Raw genomic sequence first — 19,635 nt, 5'->3', positions numbered from 1 at the left:
AAACGGAGTTATCCCATGAAAAAGTTCGTAATCGCAACGATCACGCTCGCCATGCTGGCGGGCAGCGGCGCCGCCTTCGCTCAGGCGAGCGGGGCGATGTCCCACGATTCGATGTCGAAGGACGCGATGTCGAAAGATTCGATGTCCAAAGACAGCATGTCGAAGGACAGCATGAAAAAAGACGCCATGAAACACGACGCAATGAAGAAGGATGGCGGCGCGATGGGCATGAAGCACGAGGCGTCGGGCGCGATGGCCAACTGAGGTCCCGGGCGCGCCTGACCCGTGCTGGCGGTCCCGGCGCGGCAGGCGAAAAAAGCCGGTAAAAAGCAGCCAAAAAAGCAGCAAGAAAGCCGGGTTGATGCGCCCGGCTTTTTTCTGTTGTAACGATGCCAAAAAGTTACGATTCTCCCGAGCGATGCAGTGTGCGCTTACTGCATAATGCGGTGCGCGCCGTATTCGGCGCGTGCCGGCCGCGGCGCTTGCAGCGGCGCCGCGGATCGCGGCCCCATTGGGCACATTGGCGCTATCGGCCCACGGGCCGCGGGGGCCATCCGCATCGCTTTTCCGCTCCATCGACATGTCCGCCAGCTTTGCCCGTCAGACCGCATCGCCGATGCGGCGTCCGCCGTCCCGCACGAGGGAGGGCAGCGCAGGCGCGAGGCTTTTCCCGTGGATACGCTCGACGATGCAGGCGGGCTGAACGCATGTCGTCGCCCCGTTCCGTTTTTTCTCCGCGTCACTGGCCGATCCGTGCGCCGCGCTCGCACAATGGCCAGATCGCGCTCGCACTCGCCGTCGTCTATCTCGTGTGGGGCTCGACCTACCTCGCCGTGCACGTCTCGCTCGGCTCGTTTCCGCCGCTGCTGCTCTCCGGCTTGCGCAACCTGTTCGCCGGCCTCGGCCTGTTCGTGCTCGCGGTGCGCCGCAAGCCGATTCCGCCGAGCTTCGCCGAAATCCGCAACGCCGGGCTCGTCGGCACGATGCTCGTCGGTTTGTCGAGCGGCATGCTCGCCTACGGGATGCGCACCGTCGGCACCGGCACCGCGGCCGTGATGGTCGCCACCGTGCCGCTCTTCGCGAGCGTGATCGCGGCGCTCGCGGGCCGCAAGATCGGCCGAGGCGAATGGTTCGCGGTTGCGCTCGGGCTCGTCGGCATTGCGATTCTGAGCCACGGCGACACCACGCCCGGTTCGGCCGGCGGCAGTCTCGCGATTCTGTGCGGCGCGCTGTTCTGGGCCGGCGGCGCGCATCTGGCCGGGCAACTGAAGCTGCCCTCGGACCTGTTTCTCTCGACCGCGCTGCAGATCGGCCTCGGCGGCGCGGTTTCGACGCTGGTCGCGTGGATCTCGGGCGAGCGCATGCTCGAACTGCATGTGCTGCCGCTGCTCGCGTTTCTCTATCTGATGCTGATCGGCACGATGGCCGCGTACGTCGCGTACGGTTTCCTGATTCGCCATACGAGCCCGATCATCGCAAGCAGCTGCATGTACGTGAATCCGGTCGTGGCGGTCGCGCTCGGTGCGTTGCTGCTTGGCGAGCCGGTTACGCGCTACACGGTGGTCGCGACGATCGTGATTCTCGTGAGCGTCGGCTTGTCGTTCTGGTTCGATTACCGGAAGAAGGGGCGCGCGTGAGGTGTGGGACGGGATTCACGTTCACGCGAGCGTGCTTGACGTAAATTCCGTGCAATGCGCCGCGCATGTCTTTGCGTGTGGCGTGCGTTGCGGGTGGGGAGCATAGGGCGGTGGAGCACGGTGGTGGGGTACGACCGCGGGGGATGACCGCGGGTATGACCGTAGAGTCAGCGGTGGCGCACAGCACACCCGATCGCCATACGCCCCTCGGCCTTCGAGTTGCCTCACCACCCTCAAAGCCGCGCCGCCAGTTCCGCACCCTCGCGGATCGCGCGTTTCGCATCGAGCTCGGTCGCGAGCTTCGCGCCGCCAATCACGTGATAACGCGGCCTACCGTCGCTCGTGCCGCCGGGCGTCGACGGCAGCAACTCGCGCAACGATTCCTGCCCCGCGCACACGACGATCGTCTCGACCTCGAGCCACTCGTCGGCACCCGCGCGCGCGATCTTCAGACCGCGCGCGCCGATCTCGCGATAGTCGACGCCGTCGAGCATCTGCACGCCGTTTCTGGCGAGCGTCGCGCGATGCACCCAGCCCGAGGTCTTGCCGAGTCCCGCGCCGAGCTTGCCGGCCTTGCGCTGCAGCAGCCAGATCTGCCGCGCCGGTTGTGGCGCGGACGGCGGCTTGAGCCCGCCGCGCTCGCGCACCGCGAGATCGACGCCCCATTCGTCGAGCCACGCATCGCGCGGTATCGGCAAGGGCTCGCCCGCGCGATGCAGCAGGAATTCGCTGACGTCGAAGCCGATGCCGCCCGCGCCGATCACCGCGACGCGCGCGCCGACCGGCGCCCCGCGCAGCACGTCCACGTAGGACAGCACATTGGGCCCGTCGATGCCGGCGATCGACGGCCGCCGCGGCACGATGCCGGTCGCGACGACCACGTCGTCGTAAGCGCCGGCGGCGAGCAGCGCGGCATCGGCGCGCGTGCTGAGCCGCACCTCGACGCAATGCCGCTGCAACTGGCTCTGGAAATAGCGGATCGTCTCGCTGAACTCTTCCTTGCCCGGCACGCGCATCGCAAGGTTGAACTGGCCGCCGAGCCTGTCGCTCGCTTCGAACAGCGTCACGCGATGGCCGCGCGAAGCCGCCACCGTCGCCGCCGACAAACCGGCCGGCCCCGCGCCGACCACCGCGATCGAACGCGCGGTCTGCGGACTTGCGAGCGGCCGGTAGAGCAGTTCGGTTTCGCGTCCCGCGCGCGGATTCACGAGACAGCTCGCGCGCTGATTCCTGAACGTGTGATCGAGGCAGGCCTGATTGCAGGCGATGCAGACATTGATTTCGTGCGCGCGGTTTTCGGCAGTCTTCAGCACGAACTCGGGGTCGGCGAGCAGCGGCCGCGCCATCGACACCAGATCGGCCGAGCCGTCGGCCAGCAGCGTCTCGGCGACCTCGGGCGTATTGATGCGGTTCGACGCGATCACCGGCACGTTGACGGCGGCCTTCAGGCGCGCGGAGAGCGAGGCGAAGGCCGCGCGCGGCACCGAGGTCACGATGGTCGGCACGCGTGCCTCGTGCCAGCCGATACCGGTATTGAAGATCGTCACGCCGGCCGCTTCGAGCGCCCGCGCGACCTGCACGGTTTCGTCCCACGTATTGCCGCCTTCGACGAGATCGATCAGCGACAGCCGGTACACGACGATAAAGCGCTCGCCGCACACCGCGCGCACGCGTTCGACGATCTCGCGCGCGAGCCGTATGCGGTTCTCGATGCTACCGCCGTACCGGTCGGTACGCCGGTTCGTGCGCGGGCAGAGGAACTGGTTCAGCAGATAGCCTTCGCTGCCCATGATCTCGATGCCGTCGTAGCCCGCGCGTTGCGCGAGCCGTGCGCAGCGCGCGTAATCGCGCACGGTCTTCGCGATGCCGGCGAGGCTGAGCGCGCGCGGCTTGAACTTCGAGATCGGCGACTTCAGCGCGGACGCCGAGACCACGAACGGCTGGTAGCCATAGCGGCCCGCGTGCAGGATCTGCAGCGCGATCTTGCCGCCCTCGGCATGCACGGCCTCGGTCACGAGCCGATGATTGCGCAGATCGAATACCGAGTTGAGCGTGCCGCCGAACGGCAGCAGCCAGCCCTCGCGATTCGGCGAAATGCCGCCCGTGATGATGAGCCCGACGCCGCCTTTGGCGCGCTCGCGGAAATACGCGGCGAGTTGCGGGTAATGCCAGAAGCGGTCTTCCATGCCGGTATGCATCGAACCCATCACGACGCGATTGCGCAGGCGCGTGAAGCCCAGGTCGAGTTCGGCGAGCAGATGGGGGTAAGACATGCGGGGGACCGTGTAAGTAGGGGAGCCGCTCGCACGATACACCGCGCGCCGGGCCAGGCCGCCGAGGAAAAATTCTAAATTCCGCGAGGCATGAAAAAGCCCGCCGCGGTTTCCCGCGGCGGGCTCATCCTGACCCTGCCCGAACCTCCATTTATGGGTTCTTTTACTTGTTCTGTTCCGCGGAGTTCGTAATGGCGTTGCCGCCCTTCGAAATGTCTTCGCCGGCGCCCGCCACCGTGTTGCAACCGCTGGCAAGCATCGCCGTTCCGGCAAGCACAAGCAAAGCGATCAGTCGAGTCATGAAAGTTCTCCTTGTCGAGAATGCATCGGTTGATGTCGGCCGACCGGCGCCATGCCGGTCGAACAGGTTTCGATCCGGTCCCGAATCAGTCTCGAACCGGCCTCGCACCAGCCATGACTGCATGGTAAGAAAAGGGCGGAGCGCGCGCTGTCGGTCGCGCGGCGATTTTGTTGTAGGCGGGCTCCGGTGTTTGCGTCGGCGTCGTCCTACAGCGGGGCGCGCCTCATGCCGCGGGGCCTTGCCCGACGGGGCCTGGCGACGTGGGCGGCGCGGCGGCCGGCGTGGCTGGGGTGGCCGACTCGGGCGCGGCCACTGCCGCCGATTGCGGCAGATCGACCGATGGCGTCGCCGTGCTGACGCTCGGCATCACCACGTCGATCTCGGTGCCGCCCGGCGTGCCGCGCCGGATGTCGAAGCGTCCGCCATGCGCGGCGACGCGCTGCCGCATGCCGAGCAGGCCGTGCGTATGCGTGCGTGTCAGGTCGGCCGGCATGATGCCCACGCCGTTGTCGCCGATATGCAGCGCGACCTGGCCGTCGTCGACCCGCAAGGCGATCGATACCTTCGAGGCCCGCGCGTACTTCGCCGCATTCGTCAGCGACTCCTGCGCGACGCGAAAGAGCGCGATCTCGGTCTGCTCGTCGAGCTGGACGTCGTCGGCGGGCAGGTGCAGGTCGAGCGTCCAGTTGTTGCGCTGCGCGGCTTCGTCGGCGAGCGTGCGCAGCGCCGTGACGAGCCCGAAATTGGCGAGCACCGTGGGCCGCATGTCCTCGATGATGCGCCGCTTCAGCGCGATGCCCTGGTCGAGATTGGCGAGCGCGCGCCTGAGCTTGTCGGCGAGATCGGGTTCGCTGTCTTCGAGCTTGCGGCGCGCCCATGCGACGTCCATCCGGCACGCGGTCAGAATCGCACCGAGTTCGTCGTGCAGTTCGCGCGCGAGCTGCGTCTTTTCGTTTTCGCTGACCGCCTGCAGGTGCCAGCCGAGCGCTTCGAGCTGACGCGTGCGCTCGTTGACGAGCTGGTCGAGTTCTTCCTGCTGCGTAATCAGTTGACGCTGCGCACGCGTCTGCCGGTCGATCTGGATGCCGAGATCGCGAAACAGCAGGATGAACAGCACGATGTTCAGCGCCGAGAGACCCGCCGCGCACAGCGTCGAGAGCCGCTGATCGGCGCGGCTCGCGGCGAGCGCATGCTGCGCGCGGCGCTCCTCGTCGTCGCGCAGCAGCGCGAGCGTGCTGTCGATTAGCGACGCGCCGGCGGGATTCAGCCTGGCTGCCGGCCCGCAGGCGCCAAGATCGAGCTGATGCGGCGCCGCCTGTTGCAGCGCAGTTGCGCCCGCACCGATGCGCGCGTCGATCAGCGCGACGATCTGCGTGAAACTCGCAAGCTCGGCGCTGTCGGCGCGGCTGTCGCGATAGAAGCGCTCCAGTTGCCGCGTGTTCTCGCGGATGCGCGCGGCGCTCGCGCAAAAGGCCTCGGCGGAAGCCATGTCCTGCGTCAGCAGAAAATGATTCTGCTGCGCGGCGAGCCGCGACAGTTCGCTCGCGAGCGTGCTCAACCGCACGGTGACGTCGCGTGCTTCGAGCGCGGTTTCGTACTCGGCCGCGATGCGCTGGCGTGCGGTTTCAAGAATCACGAGACCGCCCACCGTGATGACGATCGCGACCGTCATCGCGATGGCCCAACTGCGCTTGCGCATCCAGTCGGCGAGCCGCGCCGTGACGCGAGGGCGGCTCAGTTCCGGCGCGTTCTGTGCGTTCTGCACGTTCGACACATTCGGCTCCTCGGATCGGGATCGGCTTCAACAGCGACTTCGATATCGGCCTCGATATCGCACTCGCCCGGCGGCGCAGCGCGGCTCGCGTAACGCGGACGTAAGCCGATGTAAGCGGATTCTCACACGAAAAACGGCGAGCGTCGGAGTGCGCCTGCGCGCACCGCCCGATACGATGGACCCGACCATTCGCTCAACGTTTCGTTTCAGGAGGGAGCCATCATGTTGAAGTGGGCGCTGTTCTTTGCCGTCGTGGCCGTGATCGCCGGTCTTCTCGGATTTACCGGTATCGCGGCCGGCGCGGCGGCCATCGCGAAGTTCCTGTTCTTCGTGTTCGTCGTGCTGTGCGTGGTGTTCCTCGTGCTCGGCTTCGTGATAACGAAAAAGATAGTCGACTAGCGCGGCGGGCGAGCGATTTGCTTCGCAGACCCAACGTCGATACAAGGGAGAACCGTCATGCTTCACTATGCCATCGTCTTCTTCGTGATTGCGATCATCGCCGCAGTGTTCGGCTTTACCGGCATCGCGGCGGGTGCGGCCGAGATCGCGAAGATTCTGTTCTACATCTTTCTGGTCGTATTCGTGGTCACTTTGCTGCTCGGCGTGTTCCGAACGTAGCCGAAGCGGGCGCGGTTCGTGCTCAATTCGTACGTGACGTGCCATTTCCCCACAACAGTCCAAGGAGAAATTCGATGACGAAACAATCCGCCGCCCAGAGCGGGGCTGCCCAGTCCGACGGTCCGTTCGTGATGGACCTGCAGAAGATTCGCGACGACGCGCGCAAGCACATCTCGGACGGTCCGGTCACCGCGACCTACGGTGCCGATCGCAAGATCGTGCTCAAGCTGCTCAACGATGCGCTTGCGACCGAAATCGTTTGCACGCTGCGCTACAAGCGCCATCATTTCATGGCGAAGGGCATCAATTCGGAAGCGGTGGCGGTCGAGTTCGCCGAGCATGCGGCCGAGGAGCAGGAACACGCGGACCGCATCGCCGAGCGTATCGTGCAGCTCGGCGGCGAACCCGATTTCGCGCCGGACGGCCTGAAGAAGCGCGCGCATTCGGAGTACAAGGAGGGCGCGAGCCTGACCGACATGATTCGCGAGAACCTGATTGCCGAGCGCATCGCGATCGATACGTATCGCGAGATCGTGCGCTATCTCGGCGAGAAGGACGTGACCACGCGCCGTCTGCTGGAGGAAATCCTCGCGGTCGAGGAAGAGCATGCCGACGATATGGCCGATCTGCTCGAGGGACGCGATTAGCGGATAGTGTGGATGGGCAGCTTCGATGGCTGCAACAAGGGCGCGCGGGTGGGCCGGGTCGCGTGAGTCAGCATGAATTCGCGCGATCCGGCGCGAGGGATGCAAGGCGGTGAGGTGCATGAACCCGTCCGCGTATTTCGGCCAGGCCACGTGCCTGGTCATTACAATGTCCGTTTCGGAGCGATCTCCTTTGCACGGACACCCAACCGATGATTCGAGTGCTGATAGCTGACGATCATGCGATCGTCCGAGGCGGTTTCAGACAGTTCGTCGCCGACGAGCCGGATATGTGCGTGGCCGCCGAGGCCGCCACCGGCGAGGAGGCCATCAATCTCGTGCGCGAGCAGGCATTCGACGTGGTGCTGCTCGACATCGCGATGCCCGACAAGAACGGCATCGACACCTTGCGCGTGATCCGGCAGGTGCGCCCCGAGCAGGGCGTGCTGATTCTTTCCGGCTATCCCGAGAGTCAGTATGCGATCAATCTGCTGCGCGCCGGCGCGAACGGTTATCTGAACAAGGACTGCGAGCCCGAGGAAATCGTGCGGGCGATCCGCTCGGTCGCGCGCGGACATCGTTACCTGTCCGAAGCGGTTGCCGATACGCTCGCCGACAATCTCGACAAGACCGCCGCGGGGCGGCCGCACGAAGCGCTGTCGGAGCGCGAATTCCAGATCTTCTGCAAGCTCGCGGCCGGACGCTTGCCGACCGAGATCGCCGAGGAATTGCATCTGTCCGTGAAAACCGTGAGCACGTATCGTGCGCGCGTGCTGGAGAAGATGCGGCTCGCGAACAACGCGGACCTCACGTATTACGCGATCAAGAACGGTTTGATCGAATGAGGGACGATCGAGACATGCCGATGAACCGCGAACCGAAGTCCGTTGCCGAGCCCGCCCGCCGCGCGCCGCTGCGCGTGCTGCTGATCGAGGATTCGCCGCTGATCCGCCGCAGCCTCGTGGAGGCGATCGATTCGTCCGGTCTGCTGCGGGTGGCCGCTTACGCCGATGCTGCCGATCAGGCGATCGCGCTGCTCGGCGACGAAACCTTCGACGCGGTGATTATCGATCTGCAACTGAAGCAGGGCTCGGGCGTGCCGGTGCTCGCATACCTGCAGCGCGAGGGGCTGATCGATGCGATGTTTGCCGCGGTGCTGACCAATCACGCGCTGCCTGCGTATCGCGCGCGCTGCGAGCAGTACGGCGTGCGCCACTTTTACGACAAATCGTTCGAGTTCGACCGCGTGCTCGATGCGTTGCAGGAATATGCGCTGGGGCGCGGCGATCCGCGCACGGCCGGGCGATGAGCGCTGCAACCCCGGCAAAACCTGACGAACCGAATGGGCCTCCATGTTCGAGCAATACCTGAAGCGCTGGAATCTGACGATCGATGGCGATCCGTTTACCTCGCGCAGCGGCAACCTGCTCCCGGTCCGTCAATACGGGGTGGCCGCCATCCTCAAGCTGTCGTCCGAGGCCGAGGAACGGGCGGGCAGCCGCCTGATGGTGTGGTGGGGCGGCGAGGGCGCGGCGCCGGTGCTGGCTCACGACGGTGACGCCTTGCTGATGGCGCGTGCGCAAGGTTCCGCCTCGCTCGCGCAAATGGTCGAACAGGGCCGCGATGACGACGCCACGCGCATCTTATGCGCAACGGTCTCGCAGTTGCATCGGCCGCGCGCCGCGCCGCTTCACACGCCGCTGCCCGCGCTGGTTCCGTTGACGCAATGGTTCGATGCGCTGTTGTGCGCGGCTCCCGCGCATGGTGGGATTGTCGGGCTCTGCGCCCAGACCGCGCGCGAACTGCTGGCGGCACCGCGCGACGTCACGGTTCTGCACGGCGATATTCACCACGGCAATGTGCTCGACTTCGGACCGTCCGGCTGGCTCGCGATCGATCCCAAAGGTTTGTACGGCGAGCGCGCGTTCGACTATGCCAACCTCTTCTGCAACCCCGACGGCGAGCGCGCATTGGCACCAGGCATCTTCAGGCGCCGCATCGAGTTGGTTGCCGATGTCGCCGGTATCGAGCCGCGGCGACTTCTGCAGTGGGTGCTTGCGTGGACGGGTTTATCGACGGTCTGGATGCTCGAAGACGGCGAAGATGGCGACGATGCAGGCAGCAGACTCGAAATAGGCAAGCTCGCGGCAGCCGCGCTCGGCATCGTCGAGTGAATCTTCAGATATAAACGAGTGTGCATTTCACGGAGCCAATGCCATGCAACTGCTGGATCACGTGTCGATTGGCGTGCCGGATCTTCAGACGGCGCGACCCTTTTACGATGCCGTCATGGCCGCTCTGGGGGCGCGCAAGGTTTATGACGAGCCCACTGCGCTCGGTTACGGCGAGCGCTGCAGCGGGGACGACACGGTATCAACCTGTCTGGCGATATATCTGGACCCCGGCGAAATAACGCCGAACAAACGCCATTGGTGTTTCAAGGCGCCGTCCCGCGAGCATGTGGACGCGTTTTACCAGGCCGGACTGTCGGCGGGCGGACGGTCTGACGGAGAGCCGGGACTAAGGCCTCACTACCATCGGGATTACTACGCGGCGTTTCTCGTCGACCCCGCTGGCAACCGCGTCGAGGCCGTGTGTCATGCGGCTCCGTCAGCGAGTCGAGTCCCGTGACAGGCCGAGTCCTGTTGCCACCATCCCCGCTTCATCGCTTCTTCGAGCATCCCAAGCGTGAGCGCGCGGCCACCGAGTGATTCGCGTGCCCTCGCGCTAAACAGGGATTTCAATGTCGTTGCCGCGACGTCGCGTTTGCGCATGGCTGCCGATGGAACGTAGCAGGTCACGTTGAAATCCCGCAGATCGACACGGAACCGTTCGGACCACGCGCGCATCGTCTCTACGATCTTCGCGGGTTCCCAATCGAGATCGTGATAGAGGTCCATGTCGCGGGTCAGCTTTTCGTCGAGAGGCAACGCAGCGGGTGTTCGCATTTCCCGTATGAATTGATCGAAATCGAGCCACGCATCGCTCATTACAGGCGGTCTTCCTGCCAATGGCTCATCAGCCTTGCGCGCAGCAGCCCGCAATCAATGCCCGGCCCGCGCCGGCAAACTCAAATGATTCCACGCGGCCAGCGCCGCGAACACGAGGCCCGCGATACTCACGCCGATCCAGCCGAACATGGGCCAGACGATCGCGCTGACGCCCGAGCCGAGCGTGCCGCCGATGAAATACGCGACCATGTACACGGTATTCACGCGGCTGCGCGCTTCGGGCTTCAGCGCGTAGATGCGCGACTGGTTCGAAATCTGCGCAGCCTGCACGCCGACGTCGAGAATGATCACGCCGATCACGAGTCCGACGAGGCTCTTCGCCGATGCGCCGAACACGACGAATGCAATCGCGACGAGCACGATCGACAGCGTGACGACTGCGCGCGGTCCGCGCCGGTCGGAGAACTTGCCGGCGAGCGGCGCGGCCATCGCGCCGGCCGCGCCGACGATGCCGAACAGTCCCGCCGCCTGCGGTCCGAGATGAAACGGCGCGCCCGCGAGCAGCAAGGCGAGCACCGACCAGAAGATGCTGAACGCGCCGAACATCGCCGCGCCGGTCAGCGAGGCTTCGCGCAGCGCGCGATGCCCGGTCACGAGATGCCACATCGACACGAGCAGCTTGCCGTACGGCAGCGTCGAGGTCGGCTGGCTCTTCGGCAAACGCAGGACGATCACGACCGCGAGCACCAGCAGCGCGACGACCGACATGCCGAACACCGCGCGCCAGCCGAAGTATTCGCCGACGATGCCCGCCGCGGTCCGCGCGAGCAGAATGCCGAGCAGCAGGCCGCTCATCACCGTGCCGACCGCCTGGCCGCGCTCGGCCGGCGGCGCGAGTTCTGCCGCGAACGGCACGGCCTGCTGTGCGATCGTCGCGAGCACGCCGATCGCGAGACTCGCGACGATCAGCACGGAGAGCGTCTGCGCGGTTGCCGCGACGACGAGCGCGATGCACATCGCGGCGATCTGCAGCAGGATCAGCAGACGCCGGTCGAAGCGGTCGCCGAGCGGCGCGAGCAGCAGCATGCCGGCCGCGTAGCCGAGCTGCGTGACGGCCGGCACCGCGCCGACCCACGAGGCGCCGCCCGGAAACGACTGGCGCAGGTTGTCGAGCAGCGGCTGGTTGTAATAGATGTTGGCGACCGAGATGCCGGCGATCGTCGCGAGCAGCAGCAACAGGCCGCGCAGAGAGCGGGCGGAGGCGGGAGCGGAGGTGGAGGCGTCGGGAGTGGACATGACTCAGGCAGGAGCAACGGACCGGCCCATGCGCGGTCCTCGAGCGTGCCGATCATACCGGAGCGAGGCGGATCGTGCTGACGGGCGGCCCACGGTCCTGGGCGAGACACGGGCCGCGCGGACACGAGCGGGCCACGGCGCGCCGGAGCCGGGGGCGCTAAAGCCGGGGCGCGAGGCTGGCGCGCGATCCCGCCTCGGGTCGTTGCGGACTGTTTCGGACGTCGCTCCGATGACGCTTCCATGACGCGCGGCAAGGGCTCGATTGTCGTGCGCTCGCGTCGGCGCATCGGGATGACGTATCGATTTGAAGCGTCGATTTGAAGCATCGGGACCCGGCATCGAAAGGACGCATCGAAGCGATGCATCGAATCCCGGTGCATCAGAGCGCCGACCTCGGTCGCTCGACTCGCCGCCGTCGTCGTCGAACATCATCAAACGTCATCAAACGTCATCAAACGTCATCAAACGTCATCAAACGTCATCAAGCGGATAAGGCCCGTCGGCGGCCTCGACATACGCATGATGCGTCACGATGCCGGTCGCCGGATCGTAGCGATGCAGCGCATAGGCGGGCGGCTCCATCACGAACATCGACGGCGCATCCTCGCGCAGATCGAGCGTGACCTGGTGCGCGGGCGCCGGAATCGCACACGCGATCGTGCCGCCGAAGCGCACGTACATCGGCCGATGCACGTGTCCGCAGATCACGCGCTCGACGTTCGGATGACGCGCGATCAACGCGGCGAGCTTGTCCGATGCCGCCGGATCGAGCCGCATCTCGTCCATGTGCTCGATACCGCAGGCGAACGGCGGATGATGCAGCGCGACCACGACCGGTTTGGCGCTTGCCGCGTCGAGCTGCTGCGCGAGCCACGCGAGCCGCGTATCGCACAGCATGCCGCCGCTTGCGCCCGGCACCAGCGAATCGAGCGCGATCACGCGCAGCGGGCCGACGTCGAGCGCGTACTGTACGAACTCGCCGCCGCCGTGCAGTTCCGCGCGCTCGGGAAACGCCGCGCGCAACGCGCCGCGTTCGTCGTGATTGCCGACTAGCAGGAAGTAGGGGATGTCGAGCGGCGCGAGCAGCGTCTTCAGGTGTTCGTACTGTTGCGGGTCGCCCTGATCGACGAGATCGCCGGTCATGATGACCGCGTCGGGACGCGGCACGAGCGCATTGAGCGCGGCGACGCAGCGCGCGAGATACGGCGCGGTATCGATGCGGCGGTAGGCGAGCTCGCCGGGCCGCTTGATGTGCAGGTCGCTGATTTGAGCCAGTAGCATGGGGAATCCTCGGTGTGGCGCGCCGGAAGCCGGCGCCGCTTCCATTACGATAATGCAATCGGCGCGTGCGGTTCGATCGAGACTTGCGGCAGGTGTCGTCGTTGCGGCCGATGTGCGGACCGCGCCGGCGCGAGTGCTGCTGCCGCGTTGAAATCGACTTCGCACTATCGGGAGCGTTTGTGACCGGCGGATGAAGCCGGAAAGCCGGATGGGGCAGCGGGTTTGTCGTGAGAATACGGCTGGATTGCCGGCGGATTGCCGGCGGATTGCAGGTGGATTGGCGAGCGGCTACAGTTCGCCCGCTGCGCTTTTTGGCGTGCCCGTCACGCAATGGTAGAATTCGCGACCGCGCGTGGTCGCGACCCCTGCCGGGGTGATGAAATTGGTAAACATAGCGGACTTAAAATCCGCCGCCTCACGGCTTACGGGTTCAAGTCCCGTCCCCGGCACCACAATGCCAGCAAGGGTTTCGCCGATTCGACCCGCGCAAGCCCTGTCTCATTGGTATGGGTTTTTTGCCCTGAACCGGATTTTCCGGCCCCGTCCTCTCTTGCCCGATCTTTTCAGTCGCCGCTGCCGATTTTTCTGTGCGAGTTTCTGCTCGCGTGATATCGACGGACGTCACCGCGTTCGGCGACGAAGCAGTGCAGCCTATGGACGATTGTGTCGATCCGCCAGTCGCTAGTTTCTACCGCCATGTTTCCGCTTGACGCGCCCCAGACACGCTAGCTCTCCGCCCGTTCGGCCGGATGCGCAGCGAGCCATGCCGATTCGGCATCGTCAAAGAGCCTCGATCGCGTGAGAAAGCGCAGACCCGTAGGACGCTCCAGCGAAAACATGCCGCCGTTGCCGGACACGCAATCGATGATGAGCTGCGTGTGCTGCCAGTACTCGAATTGCGATTCGCTCATGTAGAAGGGCACGCCCGCAAGGGTGCCGAGTTTCACGTCCGAGCCGCCCACCATGAACTCATTGGCTGGAAAGCACATGGGCGCACTGCCGTCGCAACAGCCGCCCGATTGATGAAACAGCACGGGACCGTGCTCGGCGACGAGTTGTTCGATCAGCGCGATCGCGGCGGGCGTTGCGACGACACGCGGCACTTCGTCGGCCATGGCGAGTACTCCCTGGCGATGGCGCCTCGCCGTGCATCATGCGGCGGCGAGGCCGGGACCGTCACTCAGAAGAATCCGAGCGGCTTGTCGCTATAGCTCACCAGCAGATTTTTCGTCTGCTGATAATGGTCGAGCATCATCTTATGGTTTTCACGTCCGATGCCCGACTGCTTGTAGCCGCCGAACGCAGCATGCGCGGGATAGACGTGATAGCAGTTGGTCCACACCCGGCCCGCCTGGATCGCGCGGCCGAAGCGATAGGCGCGCGTGCCGTCGCGTGTCCAGATGCCGGCGCCGAGGCCGTACAGCGTGTCGTTGGCGATATGCAGCGCTTCTTCCTCGGTCTTGAACGTCGTGACTGACACGACCGGCCCGAAGATCTCTTCCTGGAAGATCCGCATCTTGTTGTGGCCGCGGAACACCGTGGGCTTCACGTAGTAGCCGTTCTTCAATTCGCCTTCGAACGCGTTGCGCTCGCCGCCCGTCAGGCATTGCGCGCCTTCCTGCTTGCCGAGATCGAGATACGAGAGAATTTTCTCCAGTTGTTCCCGCGACGCCTGTGCGCCGATCATGGTCTTCGGATCGAGCGGATGTCCCTGCGCGATCGCGCCAACACGCTTGAGCGCGCGTTCCATGAAGCGGTCGTAGATTTTCTCGTCGATCAGCACGCGCGACGGACACGTACACACTTCTCCCTGATTGAGCGCGAACATCGTGAACCCTTCCAGCGCCTTGTCGAGGAAGCTGTCGTCGTGCTCCATCACGTCGGCGAAGAAGATGTTCGGGCTCTTGCCGCCGAGCTCCAGCGTCACGGGAATCAGGTTCTGGCTCGCATACTGCATGATGAGCCGGCCCGTGGTGGTTTCACCCGTGAAGGCCACCTTCGAGATGCGCTTGTTCGAAGCAAGCGGCTTGCCGGCTTCGAGACCAAAGCCGTTCACCACATTCACGACGCCGGGCGGCAGCAGATCCTGAATCAATTCGATCAGCACGAGGATCGAGGCCGGAGTCTGCTCGGCGGGCTTGAGCACGACGCAGTTGCCGGCCGCGAGCGCGGGGGCGAGCTTCCACGTCGCCATCAGGATCGGGAAATTCCACGGAATGATCTGGCCCACCACACCGAGCGGCTCGTGGAAGTGATAGGCAACCGTGTCGTCGTCGATCTGCGAAATGGCGCCTTCCTGGGCACGGACCGCGCTGGCGAAATAGCGGAAATGATCGATCGCGAGCGGAATGTCGGCCGCCATGCTTTCGCGCAATGGCTTGCCGTTGTCGATGGTCTCCGCCACGGCGAGCCGCGTGAGATTGGCCTCGATGCGCTCGGCGATCCGGTTCAGCAGATTCGCGCGGTCTGCCGCCGAGGTGCGGCCCCAGGCGTCCTTGGCCTTGTGCGCGGCGTCGAGCGCGAGTTCGACGTCGGCTTCGCGCGAACGGGGGATGGACGTGAAGGGCTCGCCCGTGATCGGGGAAATATTGTCGAAGTACTCGTTGCCGACGGGCTTGAGCCACTGCCCGCCGATGAAGTTCTCGTACTGCTTGCGGAAGGGATATTCGGTGGTGAGGTACTGCAGTTCTGCGTGGTTCATGGGTGTATTCCTCGCATGTCGACGGGACAGGTGTACCGCTCCGTTATATCCTGAGAAATATTACGCCTCTCCACCGTAAGGATTCGAAGTTTCGATTTTGCGACGCACAACGGAAGCGTCGCCGGACGGTGGCAAGGCTTGCCGTCAGCGGCGTCAGGGCCTCAATACGCGGGTTTCGATCCGGAGAAGGCGTTTGACGTGACGTGGCGCGGGCAGAAGATCCGCGCCCGAGAACAGGATGGGGGCGCCGTCATCGGGATCGAGCGGCACGCCGTCGCACTCGTACGCAACCACGACTTGCCGCCCCACCAGCGTGTTGAACAGTTCGTGCCACGAGAAGGTGACCGCGTAGCCATCGTGGCCGACAGCGATGAAGATCATGCGCTTGAAGTCGCCATCCGCGTCGCAGCGCAATTCGGCCTGCCTGAGCAGATCGGTCAGCAGGACCCCGCGATACGGCGCAACGGTGCGGATAAAGCGGTTCGTGGTGTAGCAGCGCAGATCGAATGGAGCACAGGTCACGTCCGGATATTGCCTGAGATCATCGAGCGAGAGCGTCAGGGGGCGAACCACATTGCCGGTGAGGAAGAGCGTGCCCGTGGAAGAGGCGACATCGGCTGAGGCGTGGTCGGTTTGCGCAGCATTCATCTGGAACTCTCCGAGGCAGACCAGGCGAGCGAACTGCCCGCTATAACTGACCGTATATTACGCTGGGCTGCGCATCCTCGTCATTTTCGCGGGAGTATGGTGGTTATGCCGTGCCGTTTATGCATTGCGCCGTGCGCCGAACAGGGGCGCCGCGCATGTAGGGGAAGATCAAGGGGAGATCAGTCGCGGCGTATCGAAGTCATTGCGCAAGAGAGCATCAGCCCCGCCGTTTCGCTTGCCAGGGCAAAATCGGGCATCACGATTTCACGGAAGTAGGCCTTGAGCGCGCTCAGGGCAATCCGGTCACGCGAGCAGATGGACGCGCTGATGGCATCGCCGCGCGAGGCAAGCGTGCCGGCCGGCACGACTTCCGCGACGAGGCCCCATTCGCGAGCGGTCTTTGCATCGATGGTGTCGGTCAGATAGATCATATGCGCCGCCGCTTTGGGGGGCACGCGATGTCGCAGCACCGACCACACCAAAGTGGGCGGCAGGTTCTTCTGCAGTTCGGGCAGACTGAAGCGAGCCTCTGCCGATGCGATGGCGAGATCGCAGGCCGCAACGAGCGCGCAACCGAAACCCTGAGCGTCTCCCTGCACCTCGGCCAGCACCGGAATCTCGCTTTCATGCAATGCGCGGTAGACGCCGAGGATCGGATCGGCAATCGCGCGGCGAAACTGCTCCGGACTCGCGACCGGTTGCGAGGGCGGATTCGCTGCTCGACCGCCGCAAAAACTGGCACCTGTCGCGCTGATCCGGATGAGTTTCACGGCGGGGTCGCGACCCGCGGCGCGAATCGAATCCGCTAGCGCACCCAATCCGTTCAGGCTCAGCGTATTGCCGCTGTCGGGCTGCGCAAACGCAATACGGCATTCGCTGCCGATTCTGGAGACGCTGAATTCGGTGATGAGATTCATCTGCTCACGCTCGAGAGGTTCGTGCACGGCAAGCCGTGCTTGCAAGGTAGGCCGTTACAGCGCGACGAGACGCGTTGCGGATAATTCGAACCGCGACATCGACGCTTCGTGCGTTCCGTTCATGCAGCGCCAGAGATAGAACAGTTCGATAAAGCCGGCGATGTTATGCGTGTCGTGCACGTCATCGTCGTCTGCCGGGAACGTGCCGTCATCGTGAAAGCCTGCTAGCCCGTCATTCTGCGCAGGCCGCGTTTTGCGTTGCTGCCCGATACCGCTTCCCGTTTCAAGGTGCCAATCCATCGTTCTTCCTGGTGGAGAAGGGAGAAGGGCGGTGCGCGAGCGCCGCCGGCCTCTGTTTGTCAGATGGCGCGCGTTTCGCCGCCGTCGATATCGAGAATGGAGCCCTGCGCGAACGATGCCGCCGCCGATGCCATGAATGCCACCGCCTGGCCTATTTCGTCCGGAGAGCCGAAGCGGTTGATGCCGCATTCCTTGAGCAACCGGTCCGTGGCGACATCGGGGGTCACGCCGGCGTTCTGGGCAATGCGCTGGATGTTGCGTTCAAGGCGGTCGGTTCTGATACGCCCGGGATTGACTGCGCACACGCGGACGCCATCGCGTTTGCCGATATCGGCCATCGCTTTCGTGAAGTTGATCAGCCCGGCATTGACGACGCCGCCAATCGTGAACTCGCCGATTCCGGTCCATGCGCCGACGCCGACGATGTTGACGACCGTGCCCTGCGTCTGCGCGAGATGCGGCCATGCCGCGCGCGTCATGCGCACGTAGCCGTGCAGCTTGAGCGCGAGACCGTCTTGCCAGTCGTCGTCGGTCAATTCGAAGAAGTCGCCGCGCTGGGTCGCGCCCGCGTTGTTCACGAGCAGATCGAGACGCCCGAACCGGGCGAGCGTTTGCTCGACCACGGCGGACGCGGCCGTGCGCTCGCGCAGGTCGCAAGCGACGGTCAGCACGTCGACGCCGCTGTGTTCGCGCAAGGCGGCGGCGGTCGCGTCGAGCTTCGCGGCATCGCGTGCGACCAGCGCGAGCTGCATGCCTTCCTGTGCGAGCTGGCGCGCGACGCCGGCACCGATGCCGCGGTTCGCACCGGTGACGATCGCGACCTTGTCCTTCAGATTCAATTCCATGCTGTCTCCTGGGGGACGTGCTTTGTTTTTTTCAACCGCGACCGCGATTCATTCGATCTGCACCATCACGCGCGCGTCGACGATCTTGACCGGAAACGCCCGCAGATCTTCGGTCAACGGCGCGCACATCGCCTTGCCCGTGCGCACGTCGAAGCGTCCCTGATGCAAGGGGCACTCGATTTCGCCGTCTTCGAGAAAACCGTCGCACAGCCGGGCATGTCCGTGTGTGCAGATGTTGTCGGTCGCGTACACCTCACCGTCGATCGAATACAGTGCGATTTCGCGCCCGCCCGCCTTGACGGCGACGACGTCGTCGGCGCGCAGATCGGCTTGCGCCGCTACGTCGATCCAGCCTTCTGTCATGGAAATGTTCTCCTGATTGAACCTGTGTGTTGGGATGGGTGATGTCACGCCGGTTGCGTGGCGATTGGGGGTTGCGTGAAGAAAGCGTCGGCGTAGATGCGCGAAGGATCGAGCCCTCTCGCGACGAGCGCCGCCGTCACGGCGTCGACCATCGGCGGCGAACCGCACACATAGCCGCGAAAATCGAGCAGATCATCAGCGCCTGGCCAGTCGGCGGCGATCGCGTCGGGAACGAGTCCCGCGCGATGCCCTTCCTGCGCGGGACCGCTCGCGACGACGATTTGCACGAGCAGATTCGGATAGCGTCGTTGCAGATCGGCAAGCGTTTGTGCGCCATACAGGTCTTCTTCGGAACGCACGCCGAAGTACAGATGGACCGGCCGGCGATTGCCGGCTTCGAGCGAAGCACGCGTGATCGACAGCACGGGCGCGAGCCCCGTGCCGCCGCCGACGCAGATGATCGGGCCGTCGTGAGTGCGGCGCAGATAGGAGGTGCCGAGCGGGCCGCCGATCCGCGCGGTATCGCCGGGCCGCAGCACGTTAGCGACATGCCGGCTGACAGTGCCGCCCGGGACGATGCGAATGTGGAATTCGAGCAGATTGTCGCCTTCGACGGAAGCCATCGAATAGGGCCGTTCGAGTCCGGGCCCGAACTGCAGCGTCGCGAATTGACCCGGCGAAAACGATAGCGGGCGGTTCGTGCGAAAACGCACGATGCGCACGTCATGCACGGGCGCCTCGATGGACTCGACCGTGCCCTTCAGAATGCGCGCGGGATGCACGACGATCTCGTCGGGCTCGGGGATGGCGATGGTGCAATCGCCCGTCAGCGAGGCCTGGCACGCGAGCACGGTTTGCGAGGGCGAGTCGATGTGCTCGCTTCCGACTTGCAGCGACCCGTCGATCAGCGTGCACCGGCAGGTGCCGCAGCGGCCCGCGGAGCAGCTATAGGAAATCGGTACGCTCGCCTGCCGCAAGGTGTCGAGCAGATTGTCGCCGGATGCGAAGCCGATCGACTGTCCGGTGGGTTGCACGTGCAACTGCATGAATGTCTCCGCCTCTAGATCTGTTTTTGGCGATCTTAAG

Annotated in this window: 23 protein-coding genes and 1 tRNA gene; 10 read left to right on the top strand and 14 right to left on the bottom strand. The window is 64.8% G+C overall.

What is annotated here, in order from left to right; translation table 11 throughout:
* Window positions 1-15 precede the first annotated feature (15 nt).
* Together F3J20_RS09390 and F3J20_RS09385 are read left to right on the top strand one after the other, a co-directional pair.
* Entirely contained in the window at window positions 16-264 is a 249-nt protein-coding gene (locus F3J20_RS09390; RefSeq protein WP_167043430.1) for a pentapeptide MXKDX repeat protein, read from the top strand.
* Between the two features lie 443 nt (window positions 265-707).
* Complete coding sequence (locus F3J20_RS09385; RefSeq protein ID WP_167043428.1) at window positions 708-1,637, top strand: EamA family transporter; 930 nt, start codon at window positions 708-710, stop codon at window positions 1,635-1,637.
* A gap of 233 nt (window positions 1,638-1,870) precedes the next feature.
* Here F3J20_RS09385 and F3J20_RS09380 read toward each other — a convergent pair whose 3' ends face one another.
* The 3 genes from F3J20_RS09380 to F3J20_RS09370 all read right to left on the bottom strand — a co-directional run bounded on the left by F3J20_RS09380 (window position 1,871) and on the right by F3J20_RS09370 (window position 5,976).
* Window positions 1,871-3,910 (bottom strand): NADPH-dependent 2,4-dienoyl-CoA reductase, encoded by a 2,040-nt coding sequence (locus F3J20_RS09380; RefSeq protein ID WP_167283247.1) that lies wholly within the window; start codon window positions 3,908-3,910, stop codon window positions 1,871-1,873.
* Window positions 3,911-4,073: 163 nt separating this feature from the next.
* Entirely contained in the window at window positions 4,074-4,211 is a 138-nt protein-coding gene (locus tag F3J20_RS09375; RefSeq protein ID WP_167043424.1) for an entericidin A/B family lipoprotein, read from the bottom strand.
* A gap of 223 nt (window positions 4,212-4,434) precedes the next feature.
* Window positions 4,435-5,976 (bottom strand): sensor histidine kinase, encoded by a 1,542-nt coding sequence (locus tag F3J20_RS09370; RefSeq protein WP_345889856.1) that lies wholly within the window; start codon window positions 5,974-5,976, stop codon window positions 4,435-4,437.
* A gap of 231 nt (window positions 5,977-6,207) precedes the next feature.
* Between F3J20_RS09370 and F3J20_RS09365 the strand changes: the two genes are divergently transcribed.
* The 7 genes from F3J20_RS09365 to F3J20_RS09335 all read left to right on the top strand — a co-directional run bounded on the left by F3J20_RS09365 (window position 6,208) and on the right by F3J20_RS09335 (window position 9,878).
* Window positions 6,208-6,384, top strand: a complete 177-nt coding sequence (locus tag F3J20_RS09365) for a DUF1328 family protein (protein ID WP_167043422.1) — start codon at window positions 6,208-6,210, stop codon at window positions 6,382-6,384.
* 57 nt (window positions 6,385-6,441) lie between these two features.
* Window positions 6,442-6,603: a DUF1328 family protein gene (locus F3J20_RS09360; RefSeq protein WP_006052455.1), complete on the top strand. Its 162-nt coding sequence runs from the start codon at window positions 6,442-6,444 to the stop codon at window positions 6,601-6,603.
* Between the two features lie 74 nt (window positions 6,604-6,677).
* Window positions 6,678-7,250 carry a ferritin-like domain-containing protein gene (locus tag F3J20_RS09355; RefSeq protein WP_167283246.1) on the top strand — a complete coding sequence of 191 codons (573 nt, stop codon included), beginning with the start codon at window positions 6,678-6,680 and terminating at the stop codon, window positions 7,248-7,250.
* A 209-nt stretch (window positions 7,251-7,459) separates the two neighbouring features.
* Window positions 7,460-8,092, top strand: a complete 633-nt coding sequence (locus tag F3J20_RS09350; RefSeq protein WP_167283245.1) for a response regulator transcription factor — start codon at window positions 7,460-7,462, stop codon at window positions 8,090-8,092.
* 14 nt (window positions 8,093-8,106) lie between these two features.
* Window positions 8,107-8,556 carry a response regulator gene (locus tag F3J20_RS09345; RefSeq protein WP_205299260.1) on the top strand — a complete coding sequence of 150 codons (450 nt, stop codon included), beginning with the start codon at window positions 8,107-8,109 and terminating at the stop codon, window positions 8,554-8,556.
* Window positions 8,557-8,599: 43 nt separating this feature from the next.
* Complete coding sequence (locus F3J20_RS09340; RefSeq protein WP_167283243.1) at window positions 8,600-9,421, top strand: aminoglycoside phosphotransferase family protein; 822 nt, start codon at window positions 8,600-8,602, stop codon at window positions 9,419-9,421.
* Between the two features lie 43 nt (window positions 9,422-9,464).
* Window positions 9,465-9,878, top strand: coding sequence for a VOC family protein (locus F3J20_RS09335; protein WP_167043412.1), 414 nt, complete (start codon window positions 9,465-9,467; stop codon window positions 9,876-9,878).
* Here the strand turns inward: F3J20_RS09335 and F3J20_RS09330 are convergent.
* The 3 genes from F3J20_RS09330 to F3J20_RS09320 form a co-directional block, all read right to left on the bottom strand.
* A complete protein-coding gene (locus tag F3J20_RS09330) occupies window positions 9,845-10,237 on the bottom strand; it encodes a DUF1493 family protein (RefSeq protein ID WP_167283242.1) in 393 nt (130 codons plus the stop codon). The two genes, F3J20_RS09335 and F3J20_RS09330, sit on opposite strands and share 34 nt — an antisense overlap.
* Window positions 10,238-10,291: 54 nt before the next feature.
* Window positions 10,292-11,494: an MFS transporter gene (locus F3J20_RS09325; RefSeq protein WP_167043408.1), complete on the bottom strand. Its 1,203-nt coding sequence runs from the start codon at window positions 11,492-11,494 to the stop codon at window positions 10,292-10,294.
* 471 nt (window positions 11,495-11,965) lie between these two features.
* Window positions 11,966-12,775, bottom strand: a complete 810-nt coding sequence (locus tag F3J20_RS09320) for a phosphodiesterase (protein ID WP_167283241.1) — start codon at window positions 12,773-12,775, stop codon at window positions 11,966-11,968.
* A gap of 367 nt (window positions 12,776-13,142) precedes the next feature.
* Here F3J20_RS09320 and F3J20_RS09315 point away from each other — a divergent pair.
* Window positions 13,143-13,227, top strand: a tRNA-Leu gene (locus F3J20_RS09315).
* 273 nt (window positions 13,228-13,500) lie between these two features.
* Here the strand turns inward: F3J20_RS09315 and F3J20_RS09310 are convergent.
* From F3J20_RS09310 to F3J20_RS09275, 8 genes are all read right to left on the bottom strand, one after another.
* Window positions 13,501-13,890 carry a DUF779 domain-containing protein gene (locus F3J20_RS09310; protein WP_167043404.1) on the bottom strand — a complete coding sequence of 130 codons (390 nt, stop codon included), beginning with the start codon at window positions 13,888-13,890 and terminating at the stop codon, window positions 13,501-13,503.
* Between the two features lie 65 nt (window positions 13,891-13,955).
* Window positions 13,956-15,476: an aldehyde dehydrogenase gene (gene adh, locus F3J20_RS09305; RefSeq protein ID WP_167283240.1), complete on the bottom strand. Its 1,521-nt coding sequence runs from the start codon at window positions 15,474-15,476 to the stop codon at window positions 13,956-13,958.
* A 153-nt stretch (window positions 15,477-15,629) separates the two neighbouring features.
* Window positions 15,630-16,124, bottom strand: coding sequence for a molybdopterin-dependent oxidoreductase (locus F3J20_RS09300; RefSeq protein ID WP_167283239.1), 495 nt, complete (start codon window positions 16,122-16,124; stop codon window positions 15,630-15,632).
* Between the two features lie 179 nt (window positions 16,125-16,303).
* Window positions 16,304-17,041, bottom strand: a complete 738-nt coding sequence (locus tag F3J20_RS09295) for an enoyl-CoA hydratase/isomerase family protein (RefSeq protein ID WP_167283238.1) — start codon at window positions 17,039-17,041, stop codon at window positions 16,304-16,306.
* 54 nt (window positions 17,042-17,095) lie between these two features.
* Window positions 17,096-17,341, bottom strand: coding sequence for a hypothetical protein (locus F3J20_RS09290; protein ID WP_167043396.1), 246 nt, complete (start codon window positions 17,339-17,341; stop codon window positions 17,096-17,098).
* 59 nt (window positions 17,342-17,400) lie between these two features.
* Window positions 17,401-18,186, bottom strand: a complete 786-nt coding sequence (locus F3J20_RS09285; protein ID WP_167283237.1) for an SDR family oxidoreductase — start codon at window positions 18,184-18,186, stop codon at window positions 17,401-17,403.
* Between the two features lie 48 nt (window positions 18,187-18,234).
* Window positions 18,235-18,549, bottom strand: a complete 315-nt coding sequence (locus tag F3J20_RS09280) for a non-heme iron oxygenase ferredoxin subunit (RefSeq protein WP_167043392.1) — start codon at window positions 18,547-18,549, stop codon at window positions 18,235-18,237.
* 44 nt (window positions 18,550-18,593) lie between these two features.
* Window positions 18,594-19,595, bottom strand: a complete 1,002-nt coding sequence (locus F3J20_RS09275) for a 2Fe-2S iron-sulfur cluster-binding protein (protein WP_167283236.1) — start codon at window positions 19,593-19,595, stop codon at window positions 18,594-18,596.
* Window positions 19,596-19,635: the final 40 nt, after the last annotated feature.

The organism is Paraburkholderia sp. Cy-641 (assembly GCF_011752945.1).
Taxonomy (GTDB): Bacteria; Pseudomonadota; Gammaproteobacteria; order Burkholderiales; family Burkholderiaceae; genus Paraburkholderia.
This window is presented reverse-complemented; position numbering and strand designations above follow the sequence as displayed.